At 65.3% G+C, this 15,074-nt stretch carries 11 protein-coding genes; 5 read left to right on the plus strand and 6 right to left on the minus strand.

The features are described from left to right. Positions 1-256: 256 nt before the first annotated feature. From LZC95_21960 to LZC95_21985, 6 genes are all read right to left on the minus strand, one after another. Positions 257-3,070 (minus strand): VWA domain-containing protein, encoded by a 2,814-nt coding sequence (locus tag LZC95_21960; protein ID WXA99472.1) that lies wholly within the window; start codon positions 3,068-3,070, stop codon positions 257-259. Further along, positions 3,067-5,001, minus strand: a complete 1,935-nt coding sequence (locus LZC95_21965; GenBank protein ID WXA99473.1) for a VWA domain-containing protein — start codon at positions 4,999-5,001, stop codon at positions 3,067-3,069. The genes LZC95_21960 and LZC95_21965 overlap by 4 nt, the downstream gene beginning before the upstream one ends. Next, positions 4,998-5,942, minus strand: coding sequence for a DUF58 domain-containing protein (locus LZC95_21970; GenBank protein WXA99474.1), 945 nt, complete (start codon positions 5,940-5,942; stop codon positions 4,998-5,000). The genes LZC95_21965 and LZC95_21970 overlap by 4 nt, the downstream gene beginning before the upstream one ends. Further along, positions 5,929-6,987 (minus strand): MoxR family ATPase, encoded by a 1,059-nt coding sequence (locus LZC95_21975; protein ID WXA99475.1) that lies wholly within the window; start codon positions 6,985-6,987, stop codon positions 5,929-5,931. The genes LZC95_21970 and LZC95_21975 overlap by 14 nt, the downstream gene beginning before the upstream one ends. A 138-nt stretch (positions 6,988-7,125) precedes the next feature. Then, complete coding sequence (locus LZC95_21980; protein ID WXA99476.1) at positions 7,126-9,108, minus strand: hypothetical protein; 1,983 nt, start codon at positions 9,106-9,108, stop codon at positions 7,126-7,128. Between the two features lie 112 nt (positions 9,109-9,220). Then, the gene (locus LZC95_21985) at positions 9,221-10,591 is read right to left on the minus strand and encodes a serine/threonine protein kinase (protein WXA99477.1); all 1,371 of its coding nucleotides are present in this window, start codon (positions 10,589-10,591) and stop codon (positions 9,221-9,223) included. Between the two features lie 133 nt (positions 10,592-10,724). On the opposite strand from LZC95_21985, the gene LZC95_21990 reads away from it, so the two are divergent. From LZC95_21990 to LZC95_22010, 5 genes are all read left to right on the plus strand, one after another. Next, positions 10,725-11,369, plus strand: coding sequence for an NUDIX hydrolase (locus tag LZC95_21990; protein ID WXA99478.1), 645 nt, complete (start codon positions 10,725-10,727; stop codon positions 11,367-11,369). A gap of 39 nt (positions 11,370-11,408) precedes the next feature. After that, on the plus strand, positions 11,409-12,311 hold the full coding sequence (locus LZC95_21995; protein ID WXA99479.1) for an NAD(+)/NADH kinase: 903 nt from the start codon (positions 11,409-11,411) through the stop codon (positions 12,309-12,311). A 93-nt stretch (positions 12,312-12,404) separates the two neighbouring features. Further along, the gene (locus tag LZC95_22000; protein ID WXA99480.1) at positions 12,405-13,466 is read left to right on the plus strand and encodes a ketoacyl-ACP synthase III; all 1,062 of its coding nucleotides are present in this window, start codon (positions 12,405-12,407) and stop codon (positions 13,464-13,466) included. Positions 13,467-13,485: 19 nt separating this feature from the next. Next, the gene (locus LZC95_22005; protein WXA99481.1) at positions 13,486-14,121 is read left to right on the plus strand and encodes a hypothetical protein; all 636 of its coding nucleotides are present in this window, start codon (positions 13,486-13,488) and stop codon (positions 14,119-14,121) included. Further along, a complete protein-coding gene (locus tag LZC95_22010) occupies positions 14,111-15,058 on the plus strand; it encodes a matrixin family metalloprotease (GenBank protein WXA99482.1) in 948 nt (315 codons plus the stop codon). The genes LZC95_22005 and LZC95_22010 overlap by 11 nt, the downstream gene beginning before the upstream one ends. Positions 15,059-15,074 lie beyond the last annotated feature (16 nt).

A 15,074-nucleotide genomic window follows, 5' to 3' on the forward strand; every position in this document is an offset into this window, starting at 1 on the left:
CACGAACGCGCGGAAATTCCGCCCTCAGAAGCACTTGCCGGACCCAAGCACCGACCCTACGCGGCTCGAAGAAGATTCACAGGGAGGGGGGGAGGCGGGGAGGGATACGGCACAAATCCCACCGCGCACCGAGGCTGGTTTGGGTTTTCACTTGGCTCACGAAGCCAACTGAAAACCCAAAAAAGCCTTGGCATGCGGTGGGATTCGCGTTGTTTCCCTCCCCGCCTCCCCCCCTCCCTGTTCAATTCTCCGGCCGTTATCGCGACGCGACTGCGAGGCTGGGACGGGCCGTTTTTTTGCGGTCGAAGATGCGGATCCGGCGCAGGAGCAGGTCGAGCAGGAAGACGACGATGGCGGCCAGAATGAACCGGGACCACAAATCCTGGTGGTACGAGATTGTTTCGCCGGCCGGGTCGAAAACCGCCTTTGGATCGGGATTCAGTTTGCCCGAGGTCACCTCGGCGGCGCGCGCCAGGGTGACGGTATCGGGGGCGAGGGCGAGGTATTCGCGCGGGTACGGGTTGGTGACGTGGCCAAAGCTTTCGGCCACCACCGCGGATTTCGAGCCGCCTTTCCCGTCGTCGACGGATTTCTCCAAGGCGGCGTGCAGCAGGAACGACCCGTAGCGTTCCAACGGGAAGTCGACCTCGTAGCGGCCGGGGGCCGTCTGCCGCATGGCCGTCTTTTTGGTCTCGCCCTTGCCGCTCTTGTCGCCCGCCTGCACCTGGGCAGTCCCGCCCATCGGGCCCGTGATTTCGAATTTGCCGTCCAAACCATTCTGGAACTTGTCGTCGCTGCCGACGGCATCGATGGAGGCCTTCACGTGGCCCGTGGCCGGGTCGATTTCGGCGCGCATGTCCAGCTGCTGCCGGCGCTTTTGCCGCATGTGTTCGCGCACCAACTGGCCCCAGAATTGGCCGTAGCCCGGCCAGCGAAGCCACTCCACCGCCCAGAGGTTCTTCACGTCGCTGGTCCAGGCCAAGGACCAACCCAGGCCGACGTGCCAGCGCGCCAGAATGGGCTCCTCGAGCTCGGACTCGAGGATCTTTTGCGCCGGCGACGGCTTCATCTTGGTCGCGACGTAGCCGTGCAGGAAGGGCGCACTGCGAACGTCGACCCCGCGCAAAAAGTCCGCCGGGGTGGCCACGCGCGGCTGGAAATACTCCTCCACGGCGGCCGAGCGGCTCACCATTTCCGTCTCGCGCGTAAACACGCGCGGGAGCGACTGCGGGTCGAGCACCTTGTAGAAACGCCCGCCACCGATGTCGGCCACCATGCGGAGCAGGGTCTCGTCCACGCCGCCGCCCAACCCGACCGACGAAACCGTGATGCCCTCGGCCACCATGGCCTGCACCAGATCGCGGATGCCGTTGTTCGAGGCCTGGCCGTCGGTGAGCAGGATGACGTGCTTGCGCCGCGCCCGCGTCACCGTGAGCGCCTGGTAACCGGCATCGAGCGCGCTGAAGATCTCCGTGCCGCCACCCGGTTGAATGCGCGCAATGTCGTTCTGGATGCGCGCGCGGTGCTTCGCGGGGGTCATCTTCACGACGCGCGTCGGCTGCGAGTCGAAGGCGATGACCTCGAGCAGATCGTCGCCCGAGAGCGTATCCGCCGTGGCCTTGGCCGCGGCTTTGGCCATCTCCAGGGGCATGCCGCTCATGGATCCGGAGCGGTCGATCACGAGCACCATGGCCACGCCCGGCTCGTCGCGCCGCTTCTCCGAGTCCATGCGCACCGGCAAAATGCGCTCGATGGTGGTGTGGTACCAGCCGCCCAACCCGTAACCGTGCTCGCCGCCGGCGAAGAGGAAACCTCCGCCCAGATCGCGCACGTACTGCTCGAGCGCCTCCTGCTGCGTCAGCGACACTGCCTCGGCGGGGGCGTCCGACAGGATGACGAAGTCGTAGCGTTCCAGCTCGCGCAGGCTCGAGGGAAGCTCGCGCGGATTGCGCACGTCGACATCGAATTGCTGCGCCGAAAGGGCGCTCGAAAGGTAGTTCGCGCGGGCGGTGTTGCCCTCGACGTAGAGCACCGCAGGCCGGCCCGGCACCGCCGCGGTGACGGCGTAGCGGTTGTTCTCTTTGAAGTGGTCCTCGCCGATGTCGCTCAGGTCGAGGGCGTAGGTCACCTCACCGGCCACGTGCACGACGCTCTTCCAGGAAATGTCGTTGTCGCCCGGCTTCAGGTCGAGCATCTTGACGCCATCGAGGCCGTTGATGGCCTCACCCTGCTTGAGCACGCCCTTCACTTTTTGCGCGCGGCTCGCGAACACGGTCGCGTGCAGCTCGAAGGGCTCGCCCACGTGCACTTTGTCGGGCACGCGCAGCTCGCGCACCGCCACCTCGCCCGGCACGGGGCGGTGGTACGCGATGGTAAAGATCTTCACACCGAACTGGCGCGCGCGGTTGGCCTCGGCCAAGACATCGCCGTCGGTCTGCACGCCGTCGGACAGAATGACGGCGCGGCGCAGATACCCCGCGGGGTATAGGCCGTAGGCCAGCTGCAGGGCGCTCGCCAAGTCCGTGGCGGCTCCGAGCCCGGAGTTTTTCTCGCCGTGCCGCTCCAGGGCCGGCGCGGTCTTCGCATCGTCGGCGAGCTGCACCACGCGCGGGCGCCGCGCGAAGGTGATGACCCGCACCAGCGCATCGCTGGGTTTCGCCTCGAGCCCCTTTTGGATCTCCGCGCGGGCATCCTCCAGGGCCGCATCCGGCACCGAGTCGGACACGTCCACCAGGTACACGGTGCACACTTTTTGGGTCGTCGCCGTGCGCGCCAGGCGCGCGAGCCCCAGGGCCAGCAGCACCACGAAGGCCACGCGCAGCACCACGGAGAGCACGCGCTGGACCAGCGGAAGATCGGCCAGGGAGCGGCCGATCATCCAGAGGAAATACGGCGCCAGAAGGCCGATGCCGAGCATGCGCGGCGAGAGCAGCTCGTAATTCTTGTCCCCGCGCGCCCAGGCCAAGGTCGGCCCCGCGTACCAGACGTAACGCAGGTACAAGTAGAGCCCCAGCACGCCGATGCCCACGATCAGCGCGCCGAACCCGAGTTTCTTCACGCGCGGGCTCATACCGTGATCCTCCGGTGGTACGTGGCCCACTCGAGCGCGGTCAAAAGCACCGCCGCGAGGAGCAGGTAAATCCAGATTTCACGGCGCACGCCCACGTGGAAGCCTTCCACCTTGCCGGCCGTCTTTCCATCGACGACCAACTCCGGCACCGGAGCAATCGTGCTCTCCTCGGCATCGAGCAGGTTCGCCGCAAAGGCCGTCTTGTTTGCTCCACTGATGGGGGCAGGCTGCTCGGGCGTCGCCGCCGTGTCGCCCGCCGTCAGCTCGTAAAAGCCGGCCCGCTCGCCGAGGTAGACCGCGCGACCTTCGTGCACGGGCACCCGCTCGGTGCCACCGCCGGGCAGCGACAACGTGGCCTCCGTCGCCTGCGTGGAGACGGGCACGCGCCACACGTCGCCGGTGCGGAAGCTCGAGATGTAGCGCGCGTCCTCGTCGGTGAAGAAGTTCACCGTGTTGAGCAAGAACAGCGGCCACGCGACGCGCAACGGCAGATCGGAGTCGCGCACGTCGAACCCGAGGGCCACGAATTTGTACGCGCCCCGGCTGCCCGAGACCAAAATGGGCGAGGTGCCCCCGAAGGCCCCTACGATTTTGTCGCCCGCCGCCACGTCGGGCACCAGCTTGTGCCCGTGGGCGACGTTCACGTCGTCGAGCGCCGTGAAGCGCACGATGGGGTGCTTTCGGTCGATCTTGTCGAACCCCGGCGCGGTCAGCTCCGCGTCCACCTTCACCGGCGATCCCGGTCCGCGCGGATCCAGATACAGAGCGTGCGCCCGCGGCGGCGTCGCCGGCGTGACGCGATCGAAGACCACCACGTCGAAGCCGCTCCCGCTCGCGTGTTTGTTCACGTAGTCCAGCGGCGTGACCTGCGTCACCTCGAGGTATTCGTCGAGCAAGAGGGCCGCCTCGAGGTACGTGTTTCCCTCGGTCACCACGAGCACCTTGGCCCGGCGCCGCTCCGGCAAAAGCGCGTATGCGTGATCGTCGGCGGGCAGCTCGTCGTGCGTGCCATCGACGTTGGCGAGCTTCGCCTCCAAGGTGCGGCTCGCCCCGGACAAGTTCGGATAGAAGCGAGGCAGCCGCTCGCCCGGCATCAGGCGCAGCTTGGTCAGGTCGACGACGTTGCCGTCGCCCAAGAGCGAAAGCTCGATGTCCTGCTGCTCGGGGCCGGTGTTGGTCACCTCGAGCATCACCTCGTAGCGGCTCTTGTCGAGCGGGTAGCGCCGCACGGAAAACTGCGTAATGCCGACGTTGCGCTTTCCTTTGCCGACGGAGACGAAGCTCAATTTGTCGTCGCCCAAGTGCACCGGGCCCGAAGCATCCAATGCGGGGCCCAAGTTGCCGTCCGACACCACGACGATTTCGCCCAGCTCCACGTTGCGGAGCGTGTCCGTCGCAAAGCGCAGCGCGCGCGGAAAATCCGCCCGCGCGTCCGTGGCCTTCACTTGATCGAGGGCGCGCTCCAGCTCCGACGTATCCCCGCTCATCGGGCCGAGCGGCGTCACCATCGCGTCCATCTGCGCGATGAGCATGCGATCGGCGCCGCCCAGGCCGCGGATCATCGCCTTGACCTCGTTCTTGGCCACCTCGAGCCGGTTCGGCGACACGTCCGTCGCCTGCATCGAGGCGCTGGCATCGACCAGGACCACCAACGTCCGCCCTTTGACCAACGTCGCCGCCGCGCGCGGATCTCCCAGCGCGAACACCAAGAGCGCGAGCAGGGCCAATTGCAACAGCAGCGACAAAAGGCGCTTCAACCGCGAGAAAAGGGTCGTCGCATCCTTGTCCTTGAGGATTCGTTGCCAGAGCGGCGAAAACGGAATCGCCACCGTGCGACGCCGCAGGCGCAGCACGTAAAGTCCCACCACCGCCGCCCCGGCGATGCCAAAAATGGCGGCCAACTGGGCAAAGCCGAGCCCCGCGAAAATCACCGGAGAAACCCTCCGCGCCGGAAGACGCGCAAAATGAGCTCGTCGAAGGGCACCGACACGTCGGCGCGCACGTACGGCACTTGCCGCGTGGCGCAGAATCGGTCGATGTCGTGAATGTACTTCTCGTACTCCTCACGGAAGCGCGCGAGGACCTTCGGCGTCACCGTCACCTCGCGCTCGTCGCCCGTCTCGCAGTCGTACAAAAGCACGTCGCCGAAGAGCTTCGGCTTTTCCTCCGTCTTGTCGACGACGTGGACCACGAAGGGGTCGAATTTGTTGTAGCGCAGCACGTTGATCCCGCGCTCGAAGCCCTGCGGATCGTACAAATCGCTGATGAGCACCGCCAGGCCGCGGCGTTTGTGCTGCGCGACGAAGGTCTTCAGCGCGTCGCCCAAGTCCGTGGTGCCCGCCGATTCGAGCTCGCGCAAGAAGCGGAATACCTTGAAGATGCGCGCTTTGCCGCGCGTCTCGGCCATGCGCATCATCACGCGATCGCTGGTGGAGACGATGCACACGCGGTCCAAGTTGGCGAGCCCCACGTAGGCCAGGGCCGCGCAGATGCGCTTCGCATAGCGCAGCTTCTCGCCGGTGCCGAAGGCCATCGATCCCGAGGCGTCGACGATGAAATAGATGGCCAAATCCTCTTCTTCTTCGAAGAGGCGCAATAAGAGCTTATCGAAGCGCTGATAGACGTTCCAATCGAGGTATCGAAAATCGTCGCCCGGTTGGTATTCGCGATGGTCCGCGAATTCGACGCCGCTGCCGGTCTTCTTGGTGCGCCGCTCGGCGCGCATGCGGCCGGCGAACACACGCCGGCTCACGATGGCGAGGTAATCGAGCTTCCGCTGGAAGTCGTCGTCGAACAAGTCCTCGTCGCCGCGGCTGCCCCCGGCGTCGCTGCGGCGCGAAAAAGAGTTACGTAGGCTCTCAAGCAGCCCCAACGTGGACTCCCTTCTTGTCCGCGTCCTTCATTCCAGCCTTCGTCTCCACCACCGACTTCAAAATGGCCTCGATGACCTGGTCGCTCTTGATGCCCTCGGCCTCGCCCTCGAAGTTGAGCAGCACGCGATGGCGCAGCGCCGGCAAGGCCACCGCGCGCACGTCGTCGATGCTCCCGGCGAAACGCCCCTCGAAGAGCGCGCGGATTTTCGCCGCCAAAAGCACCGCCTGCGCCCCGCGCGGCGAGGCACCGAAGCGCACGTAGCGCTTTGCGATTTCCGGAGCTTCGGGCCCCTCGGGGTGCGTCGCCTGGAGCACGCGGATGGCGTAATCCTGGACGTGCCGCGCGATGGGAACCTGGCGCACCAGCTTCTGCATCGCCAAAATGGAGGCCTTGTCGAGCACCTCGCGGCGTCGCCCCTGCGACTCGCCCGTGGTCAGGTCGAGGATCTGGTGCAGCTCCTCGCGGTTGGGGAACGGCACGTACAACTTGAAGAGAAACCGGTCGAGCTGCGCCTCGGGCAGCGGGTACGTGCCCTCCATCTCGAGCGGGTTTTGCGTGGCGAGAACGACGAACGGCTCGTCGAGCGTGTACGTCTGCCGGCCCACCGAGACGCGGTGCTCCTGCATGGCCTCGAGCAGGGCGCTCTGCGTCTTCGGCGTCGCGCGGTTGATCTCGTCCGCGAGCACGATGTTCGAGAAAATCGGGCCCTTGCGGAACTCGAAGGCCTTGGCACCGTGCTGCGTTTCATCGATGACCGTGGTGCCGAGGATGTCGGCCGGCATCAAGTCGGGCGTAAACTGAATGCGCGAGAACGTGAGGTGCATCACCTCCGACAGCGTGCGCACGAGCATCGTCTTGCCGAGCCCCGGCACGCCCTCGAGCAGCGCGTGGCCACCGGCGAGCATGCACGTGAGCACCCCATCGACGACCTCGCGGTGGCCGATGATGGCGCGCCCGATCTCCTCGCGCGCTACGGAAATCTGCTGCCGAAACTGTTCGACTTGGGCGTGCACGTCCGATGAAACGTCATTCGGTTCGGTCATTGGGTTACCTGGTTTCTGATTGCCCGTACACGTTCCCGTTCCCGTACACGTTCCCGATCTTCCTCACGCCCGAGAGAAGAGCGGGAACGGGAACGGGAACGTGTACGTGTACGTGTACGGGGAGAGAGGACATGACCTCTAGTCTCGAGGCCGAATCAATTGGAAATAGCGGCGCACGTAGAAGCGATACCCACCGGGGATCTCGTCCTTGTTGAGCGACTCCTCGGCGACGTTGTGGTACTCGGTGTAAACTTTGGTGTAGCCGCGGTTGGCAAAGCCGCGCTCCGCGGCGCCTTGAATGACTTCGCTGCGGCTCGAGCCCTGGCCCGTGTCCTGGCCGGCCACCTGCGTGTCCTGCGTGCCCACGTTGGGGTTCGTCGCGCCGCCCTGCACGTTGGAGTCGTGACCCTGGCCCCAGCCCTTCGGGTTGGGCTGCCCCCCACCCTGCTGCCCGCCGCCTTGCTGGCCGCCGCTCCCTTGGCCCTGGCCCTTGGTGAGCATCAGGATCTTCTCGCCGTTCGGCCCGACGACCCAGACCTCGCCCTTGCCGCCGCCCTGGCCCTGGCCGTTCTGCCCCTGGCCCTGACCTTGGCCATTCTGGCCTTGGCCCTGCTGGCCACCTTGGCCTTGCTGGCCTTGCCCCTGCTGGCCGCCCTGCCCTTGCTGTCCTTGGCCTTGCTGCTGGCCGTCCTGCCCTTGGCCCTGGCCCTGCTGACCGCCTTGGCCGCGCGCGCGTTGTTGGAAGCGTTGCAAGCGCACCATCTGCTGCTGTCCGCCCTGCCCTTGTTGACGCAGCATCTCGCGCAGCTCTTGGATTTTTTGCCGCAGTTGCTCCTTTTCTTCCTGCGACATCTCCTCCTGGGCCATCCGGTTGATGTCCTCGGCGCCCTTGTCCAAGTCGTCGGCGGAGGCCCCCATGTCCTTCAAGAGATCTTCCGCGGCCTGCGCCAGCTCGCGATCCAAGCGATCCAGCTGGCGGCCGGCGTTCTGCTGCTCGCGCTGCTCGCGATTCAGGCGCTCGAGCTCGCGTTCGCGCTTGTTGAGCAGGCTCTTTTCCTGTTCGCTCACGCCGGCGTCGCTCTTGTCGCGTAGGCTTTGCTTTTGCTGCAAAAGCTGCTTTTCCAGCTCCTCGCGCTTCTGTGCGAGCGCTTCCTCGCGCTTGGCCTGGTTCTGCGAGGCTTGCTTCAAGGCCTCGCGCATCTTCTCGAGCTGCGCCTTGTCGACGTTCTTGCCCTGCTCGCGCAGCTTTTTCGCCAAGTCCTGGAGCTGCTTTTCGGCGTCGACGAGGTTCTTGTTCTCCAGCGCCTCGCCGGCCTTCTTGGTCAGCTCGGCCTTCTTCATCTCCTCGCCGATCTTCTGCAGTGCGGCCTCGAGCGCCTTGGCATCGGCCTCGCGCCCTTCGAGAAGCTTGTCCTCGAGCGCCTGCATGCGCCGGAAGGCCTCCGTGCGATCGAGCCGCTTGGCCGCGAGGTCTTCGATGAGTTGGTTGAACTCCGCCGTCGCCGCCTTGGTGTCCTCGCTCTGGTCTTTCTGCTCCATCTGATGGAGGAACTCGCGCATCGCATCGAGGTCGTCCGCAGTGACCTCGACGGCGTCGATGGTCTTCGCCTGCGTCGGCGCCTCGTGGTGGCGCACCTCGAAGAGCGCGAGCACGAGCACCGCCACGCCGAGCCCCAACGCCAGCGGGGCATCGCGCGGAACGGTGAGCGGCACGGCCTTCTTGGGCTCCACGCTCCCGGCAAAGGTGAGCGCGTCGGCGATGGCCGCGTCCATGAAGGGCGTGCGCTCCGACACGGGAAGGTCGCCGAACGAGAGCGCGCTCGAAAGACGGTCCGACAGGCCGTGGTGCCGATCCAACGCAACCGCGCCAGCCCGCTGGGCGAGCGGCCGCGTGTAAGCGAACAGCGCGATGGCCAGAACCTGAAGCGCCGCGAGCCCCAACAGAATGCGCGCGGGCCACTCCGCGACGATGCCCGTCTTGCGCAAGGTGAGCGTGATCGCCGCCACCAGGAAGCCTGCAGCCAGAGCCGTCGCCCCTTTGGTGAGGGCACGCCCGAATCGGATGCGCCTTTCGGCAGCGAGCGCGGCTTTGTGGATGTCGTGAAGGTCGCGCACGCTCATGATTGGTCAGTCAAGAAGGTTCGCCTTGGGCTGGTCCTAGCAGGTCTCAATACGTTCAGACGTTTCAAGCGCCGCAGGGTTGTGACGCATTCCTTGAATGTAACGAATTTTCTCAGCGGTGCATGGCAAGCCCTAGGGCAAACCCCACCACGAAGAAGATGAAGGCCACGAAGACCAACGTGAGGATCACCTGCGAGCGCGCACGACGCCGACGTGTGCGCACGTTGCCGATGTCACTTAATGAAAGGCGCGACACCGTCGCTTGCGACGCGGCTTGCGCCGAGAGGCTTGGGAAAGAACGCCGCGGTCCGGGTTCGTCCTCCCGCCGAAGTGCCTCTTGAACGACCGCCGCCGGTGCGATGCCGGTGATCGGCCCGAGCTTCTCCGGTGAAAAATCCGGAGAAAAGGGCTTCAACGCGACCGGTTCGGCCGCTCCTTCGCCGGACTCCCCGTCCCGCTCCACCGCCACCTCCGAATACCGTGATGTGACCTCCTTCGCGGGAACGCCGCCCTTGTTGCCGGTGCTGGATCCGTGATCGCCCTCAATGTTGAATCCGCCCATGGGCGTGGGCCGTGCAAGATCCTCGCGCACGGCGGCGAGCACCACCGCAAGGTCCTCGCGCCCTGGCTCCGTGTTCATGTTGGTCGATACCGCCCGGCGGAATTCTTCCGCCGTGATGCTGCGCACTTGCGGATCGGGCTCCAGCGCCCGCGCCACCGCGTCCGTCAGTGTCGCCGGCAGATCTGGCCGCAGCGCAGCAAGGGGCGGAAGCCGCGGATTTTTCATCGCGCGAAGCATCTCCACCTCATCGTTGCGGTATTTGCCGAAGGGTGCAAACCCCGTGGCGAGGCGCCACGCCAGGAGCGCGGCGGCATAGACGTCGGCACGCTCGGTCACCGGATCGCCGCGCGCCTGCTCGGGCGCCATGCAGCCCAAGGTTCCTTTGACCAAGCCGAGCTGCGTGTTCGAGGCAACCCCCAGCATTTTGGCCATGCCGAAGTCGGTCAACTTGGCGTCGCCGGCCCAATCGAGCAGCACGTTGCCCGGTGTGACATCGCGGTGAACGATGGGCGGCGTCTGCTGGTGCGCGTAATCGAGCGCCGCCAAAATGCGCTCCACGATGTGCCACGCCGCCAGATCCGACAGGCGCTCCCCCCGCCCCGAGAGAAAGCGCAAGAGCCGGCCCAGCGCCACGCCCTCGACGTAGTCGAACACCAGGGCCGACACCCCCTCCTCTTGAACGAGCGCGCGCACCTGGACAATGGCAGGATGCGACAGCCGAACGCACAGCGAAGCCTCACGCGCCAGGGTGGCCGACTCCTCCGGATCCGCCCGCGCGTTGTCGCTCAGCACCTTCACCGCGACGAGCCGCCCGCCCTTGCTGCGTGCAAGGTACACCTTTCCTGCGCCCCCCGAGCCAAGTCGCTCGAGGACCTCGAATCCGCCGATCGCAGAGGGGTGCTGCTCGTCCGGAAAAAGCATCAGGGGAGCCCGTGCCCCTGCCCGTGCCCGTGCCCCTGCCCGATCTTCTTCGGACTTCGGGCACGGGGACGGGCACGGGCACGTTTACGGGACAGAGAAAACGGGTGAATGTGTGTGAAATGTTACATCTACCATGATGGTCCGAATGCTCCCGCCTGCGATTCAGATCCGTGTCGACGACGAACAATCCCCCCACACGACGCCCGCTTTTCTGGAGGTGGACCGCTTGCGGCTCGTGGCGGGTTACCCCAACGGAACGACGAGCGAGCCGTTTAGCTACGACCTTGTACGGCGCCGTGCTCTCGATGCGGTCATCATCCTAGCCCACCACACTCATGCCAGCGGCGAAGTCCACGTCTTCCTTCGCTCTTCGGTGCGGCCCCCCATTTTGTTTCGCGACGAGCCGGCGCCCTCCGCGGTCCTCTGGGAGCTGCCGGCGGGGCTGCGGGAACCCGGCGAGTCGCCCCAGGTGGCGGCGGCGCGGGAGCTTCACGAGGAGCTCGGTGTCGAAGTCGACCCGACGGCACTGCACGAATTGGGGCCGTGGATCTATCCTGCTCCCGGGTTCATCGGTGAGCGCCAAATCTTCTTCCACGTGGAAATCGACCCTATTGCTCGGCAAACACCGCTCGAGGACGGCTCGCCGCTCGAACGCCACGCGACCATCGTCGACATCCCCTTGCGGGAAGCGCTGGATCTCGCGCGCCAAGGCCTCTTGCCGGACGGAAAGACCGAACTTGCGCTGCGAAGGCTCGCCGAGCTCGTGATCCGCCCATAAATGACGTACGACGTGAGTAGGCCTGTGGGGAGACCAAACGTGAAGAAGCGGGTGCTGGTCCTTTCGAAGCGCACGTCGTACCGCACGTTCGTCGAAGAGCAGAAGGACGAGCGCATTCAGGGGCTCATCGCGAAGGGCGATCCCACGGTGCTTCGCCTGCGCCGCTCGCACGAAGCCCACGAGGAAACGATGCGCGAGGTCACCTCCGCGCTGACCTCGCTGGGCGCGGAGGTCACCCTGCAGGTGGGCCCGCGCACGCCGTTCTCGGTGACGGGCATCGACATGGTCCTCACCGTCGGTGGCGACGGCACCTTGCTCGCGGCCTCGCACCAGATCGGACCCGGCGTTCCACTCCTCGGCGTCAACAGCGCGCCGGAAAGCTCCGTCGGTTTCTTCTGCGCCGCCGCCAAGGGAAATGTGCTCGAAACCTTGCGCGCGGCCTTCGAGGGAACCCTGCCCGCGGTGCAACTCGCGCGCATGCAGGTCGAGTTGAACGACACGGTCATCCACAAGCGCGTGCTCAACGAGCTGCTCTTTTGCCACGCCTGCCCGGCCGCGACGACCCGCTACATTTTGCGCCTCTCGCAACCGGACGGTGAGTTCATCGAGGAGGATCAACGCTCGAGCGGTCTTTGGATCGGACCTCCTGCGGGCTCGACCGCAGCACAGCGAAGTGCGGGTGGCCACGTGCTGCCCCTCGCGTCAACGAAGCTCCAGTTCGTCGTGCGCGAAGCTTACGTAAGACTCGGCACATCGCTGCGCCTGCCGATGGGCCTCGTGGAAGACGGCGGAACCATTTCGATTCATTGTAAAATTCGCGAAGGAAAAGCCTTCTTGGATGGCCTGCACATCGTGCATGACGTTGCCATTGGCGATCGCCTGGTGATGCGCCGTTCCGACGAGGACTTGACGGTGCTCGGCTTGACGCGTCGCGACGCCTAGCGGTTGGTGACTGCGGGTGACTGTCATGCCATTGTCATGACCCCGAAAGGGTTCGCCATTTGGCCCTGGCTCGGCTAGATCCCGCGCAAACGGATGGCGAAAATTGGATTCGAGATCATCGGTACCGGGCACTACGTCCCGGGCGAACCCGTAACGAACCATGATCTCGCACGTGTGATGAACACGTCCGACGAGTGGATCTACCAGCGCTCCGGCATTCGTCAGAGGCACTACGCGCCCGATGGTGTCGGCCCGAGCGACTTGGCATATGAAGCGGCGAAGCGGGCCCTCGAGTCGGCCGGCCTCACCGCGAAAGACATCGATTACATCGTCTTTGCGACGATGACCCCCGACTACGTGTTCCCGGGATCGGGCGCACTGCTCGGTGCGAAGCTGGGTATCGCGGGCACGCCGGCGCTCGACCTGCGCCAGCAATGCGCGGCGATGCTCTTCGGCTTGCAGATGGTGGACGGCCTCGTCCAAACGGGCGCGGCCAAGACGATTCTCTTCGTCGGCGCCGAGGCGCACGCCGGGTTCATGCCCTGGAAGGATTGGGGTGCATTGGACCCCAAGAATGGGCGCGAGGCCTCGATCGAGGACAAGACCAAGGTCGACAAGCACCGCAACTTGGCCATCCTGTTCGGCGATGGCGCCGGCGCGCTGGTCTTCCGCGCCACGGATCGCGACGCGGGCCTGCGCGGGATGAAGCTGCATTCCGACGGTCGGTCGGCCGAATTGCTCTACGTGCCGGGCGGCGGCTTCCGGGCGCGCCCCTACTGGCGGGAAGATAGCCACGAGGAAGAAGCCCACATCCCGCGAATGGACGGGCGCGAGCTCTTTCGCTTTGCGGTCACCAAGCTGCCGGCGACGGCGCGGGAGCTCTGCGAGGAGCACAAAGTCGGCATCGACGAGATCGACTGGTTCCTTGCCCACCAGGCCAATCGCCGCATCAACGAATACATCCGAGACCAGCTCGGTGTTCCCCCGGAGAAGCTTCCGTCGAACATCGACCGATTCGGAAATACCAGCGCGGGCACCCTCCCCATTCTGATCGATGAGCAGATGCGGGCTGGAAATCTAAAGCGCGGACAGCTCTCCATGATCCTCGCCCTGGGTGCAGGCATACATTGGGGCTGCGCTTTCCTCCGATTCTGAGCGTGCTAAGGTCGATCGCATGACACGCACTCGGTCGTCGTTCGCGCGCCGCGCGGCGATCATCGCCTTGGCTTTGGCACAGCTTTCTAGTTTTGGAATCTTGCTGAACGTCGCGACGAAGGATGCAGAGGCTTCGGTCTCCATCAGCGTTGCGTTCGATTCGCTCGTACAAGACTCGGTCAGTGCCGGGGTGATGACGCCCGTCGAGCAATACGCTGCTTTGGAAAAGGGCCGCATCTACACCTATACGAGGGTCAAGGTCGACAACGCGATTGCCGGCGACCTCGGGACCGGCGCAGAAGCGTGGGTCGTGACCGTGGGTGGCGTGATCGGCAACGTCGGGCAAACCGTGGACGGCGAAGCGGTGCTTCACGTCGGCGAGCCTACCCTGCTGTTCATCCGGCCCGATCCGAACTTCCCCGGCCTTTACATGGTGACCTCGCGCGGCCAAGGCCAATATGCCGTCGCGAACGATGCCGCGAAGAAGACCAAGGTTCTCCTCCTCGGCAATGGTCATGGCGCCGTTCTCCCGCCGCCAACGACTGCGTCGTCCAAGGCACCGCGCGTTCTCGCGCGCGATGCCATCGTCGGGCGCCCGCTCGACGAAACGATTCGCACCGTTGCAGCCGCGTGGGGACGGTTGCATGCGAAGTAGCATTGGTGTCGTAGGCGCTGCGTTTGCAGCGTTGATGTTCTCGGCCTCGAATGCAGATGCTTACTGCCGCACGACGACGGACGGGCTCATTTCGGGCTGCAACGTTGTCGGAAACCAATGTTGCTCGGTGGGCCGTCCACTCTATTGGGTGAGCAGCTGCGTCGGTTGGAGCCTGCAAAAGAACGGCACGCGGCAGCTCCCGTACAACACCGTCAAGAGCATCATCGGGGGCGCCTTCGAGAAGTGGTCGAAGGTGTCGTGCACCCGCACGAGCGGCACTTCGAAGGTGACACTGAACCTCGTGGAGCAGCCCGACGTCGACTGCTCCGAGGTCAAGTACAACAAGGAAGCGAAGAACCAGAACGTCATCGTCTTTCGCGATTCGAACTGGGACCACACGGACAGCAGCAACACGCTGGGCCTGACCACGGTGGTGTTCGACCCGAACACGGGCGAAATCTTCGACGCCGACATGGAGCTCAATACGGCGGACCAAACGCTGTCGCTCGATCCGGTTCCACCGAACGGGTACGACTTCGAGAGCATCATCACGCACGAGGCCGGGCATTTTCTCGGGCTCGCGCACTCCGGCGATCCGGAAGCCACGATGTACGCGCACTACACGCCGGGTTCGACGAAGATGCGCGACCTGTCCACCGACGACGAAAACGGCATCTGCAGCATCTACATTTCGGCCACCAACGATGCCAAGAACGGACGCCGGGTGACCGGGGACGGCGGGACGTACGTTCCGGCCGGTGACTGCGATCCCGAGGCGCGGCATGGCTTTTCCACCGCGTGCGCCGAGGCGAATCCGAGCAACAAAGGGTGCTCGATCGGTGCAACCGGAGGCGGGGCGGGACTCTTCGCCGCATTCGGGTTGGTCTTTTCGCTGGGCATGGCGCGACGGGCGCGCCGGGGCCGCCGGGAAACATGAAAGAACGCCGACGGGA

This window comes from Sorangiineae bacterium MSr12523, assembly GCA_037157775.1.
Classification (GTDB): Bacteria; Myxococcota_A; Polyangia; order Polyangiales; family Polyangiaceae; genus Pendulispora; species Pendulispora brunnea.

Bases quoted from the DNA above. Each gene is read 5' to 3' on its own strand.
- LZC95_21960 (WXA99472.1), bottom strand. From the start codon at position 3,070: ATGAGCCCGCGCGTGAAGAAACTCGGGTTCGGCGCGCTGATCGTGGGC.
- LZC95_21980 (WXA99476.1), bottom strand. From the start codon at position 9,108: ATGAGCGTGCGCGACCTTCACGACATCCACAAAGCCGCGCTCGCTGCC.
- LZC95_21985 (WXA99477.1), bottom strand. From the start codon at position 10,591: ATGCTTTTTCCGGACGAGCAGCACCCCTCTGCGATCGGCGGATTCGAG.
- LZC95_21990 (WXA99478.1), top strand. From the start codon at position 10,725: ATGATGGTCCGAATGCTCCCGCCTGCGATTCAGATCCGTGTCGACGAC.
- LZC95_22000 (WXA99480.1), top strand. From the start codon at position 12,405: ATGGCGAAAATTGGATTCGAGATCATCGGTACCGGGCACTACGTCCCG.
- LZC95_21975 (WXA99475.1), bottom strand. From the start codon at position 6,987: ATGACCGAACCGAATGACGTTTCATCGGACGTGCACGCCCAAGTCGAA.
- LZC95_22005 (WXA99481.1), top strand. From the start codon at position 13,486: ATGACACGCACTCGGTCGTCGTTCGCGCGCCGCGCGGCGATCATCGCC.
- LZC95_22010 (WXA99482.1), top strand. From the start codon at position 14,111: ATGCGAAGTAGCATTGGTGTCGTAGGCGCTGCGTTTGCAGCGTTGATG.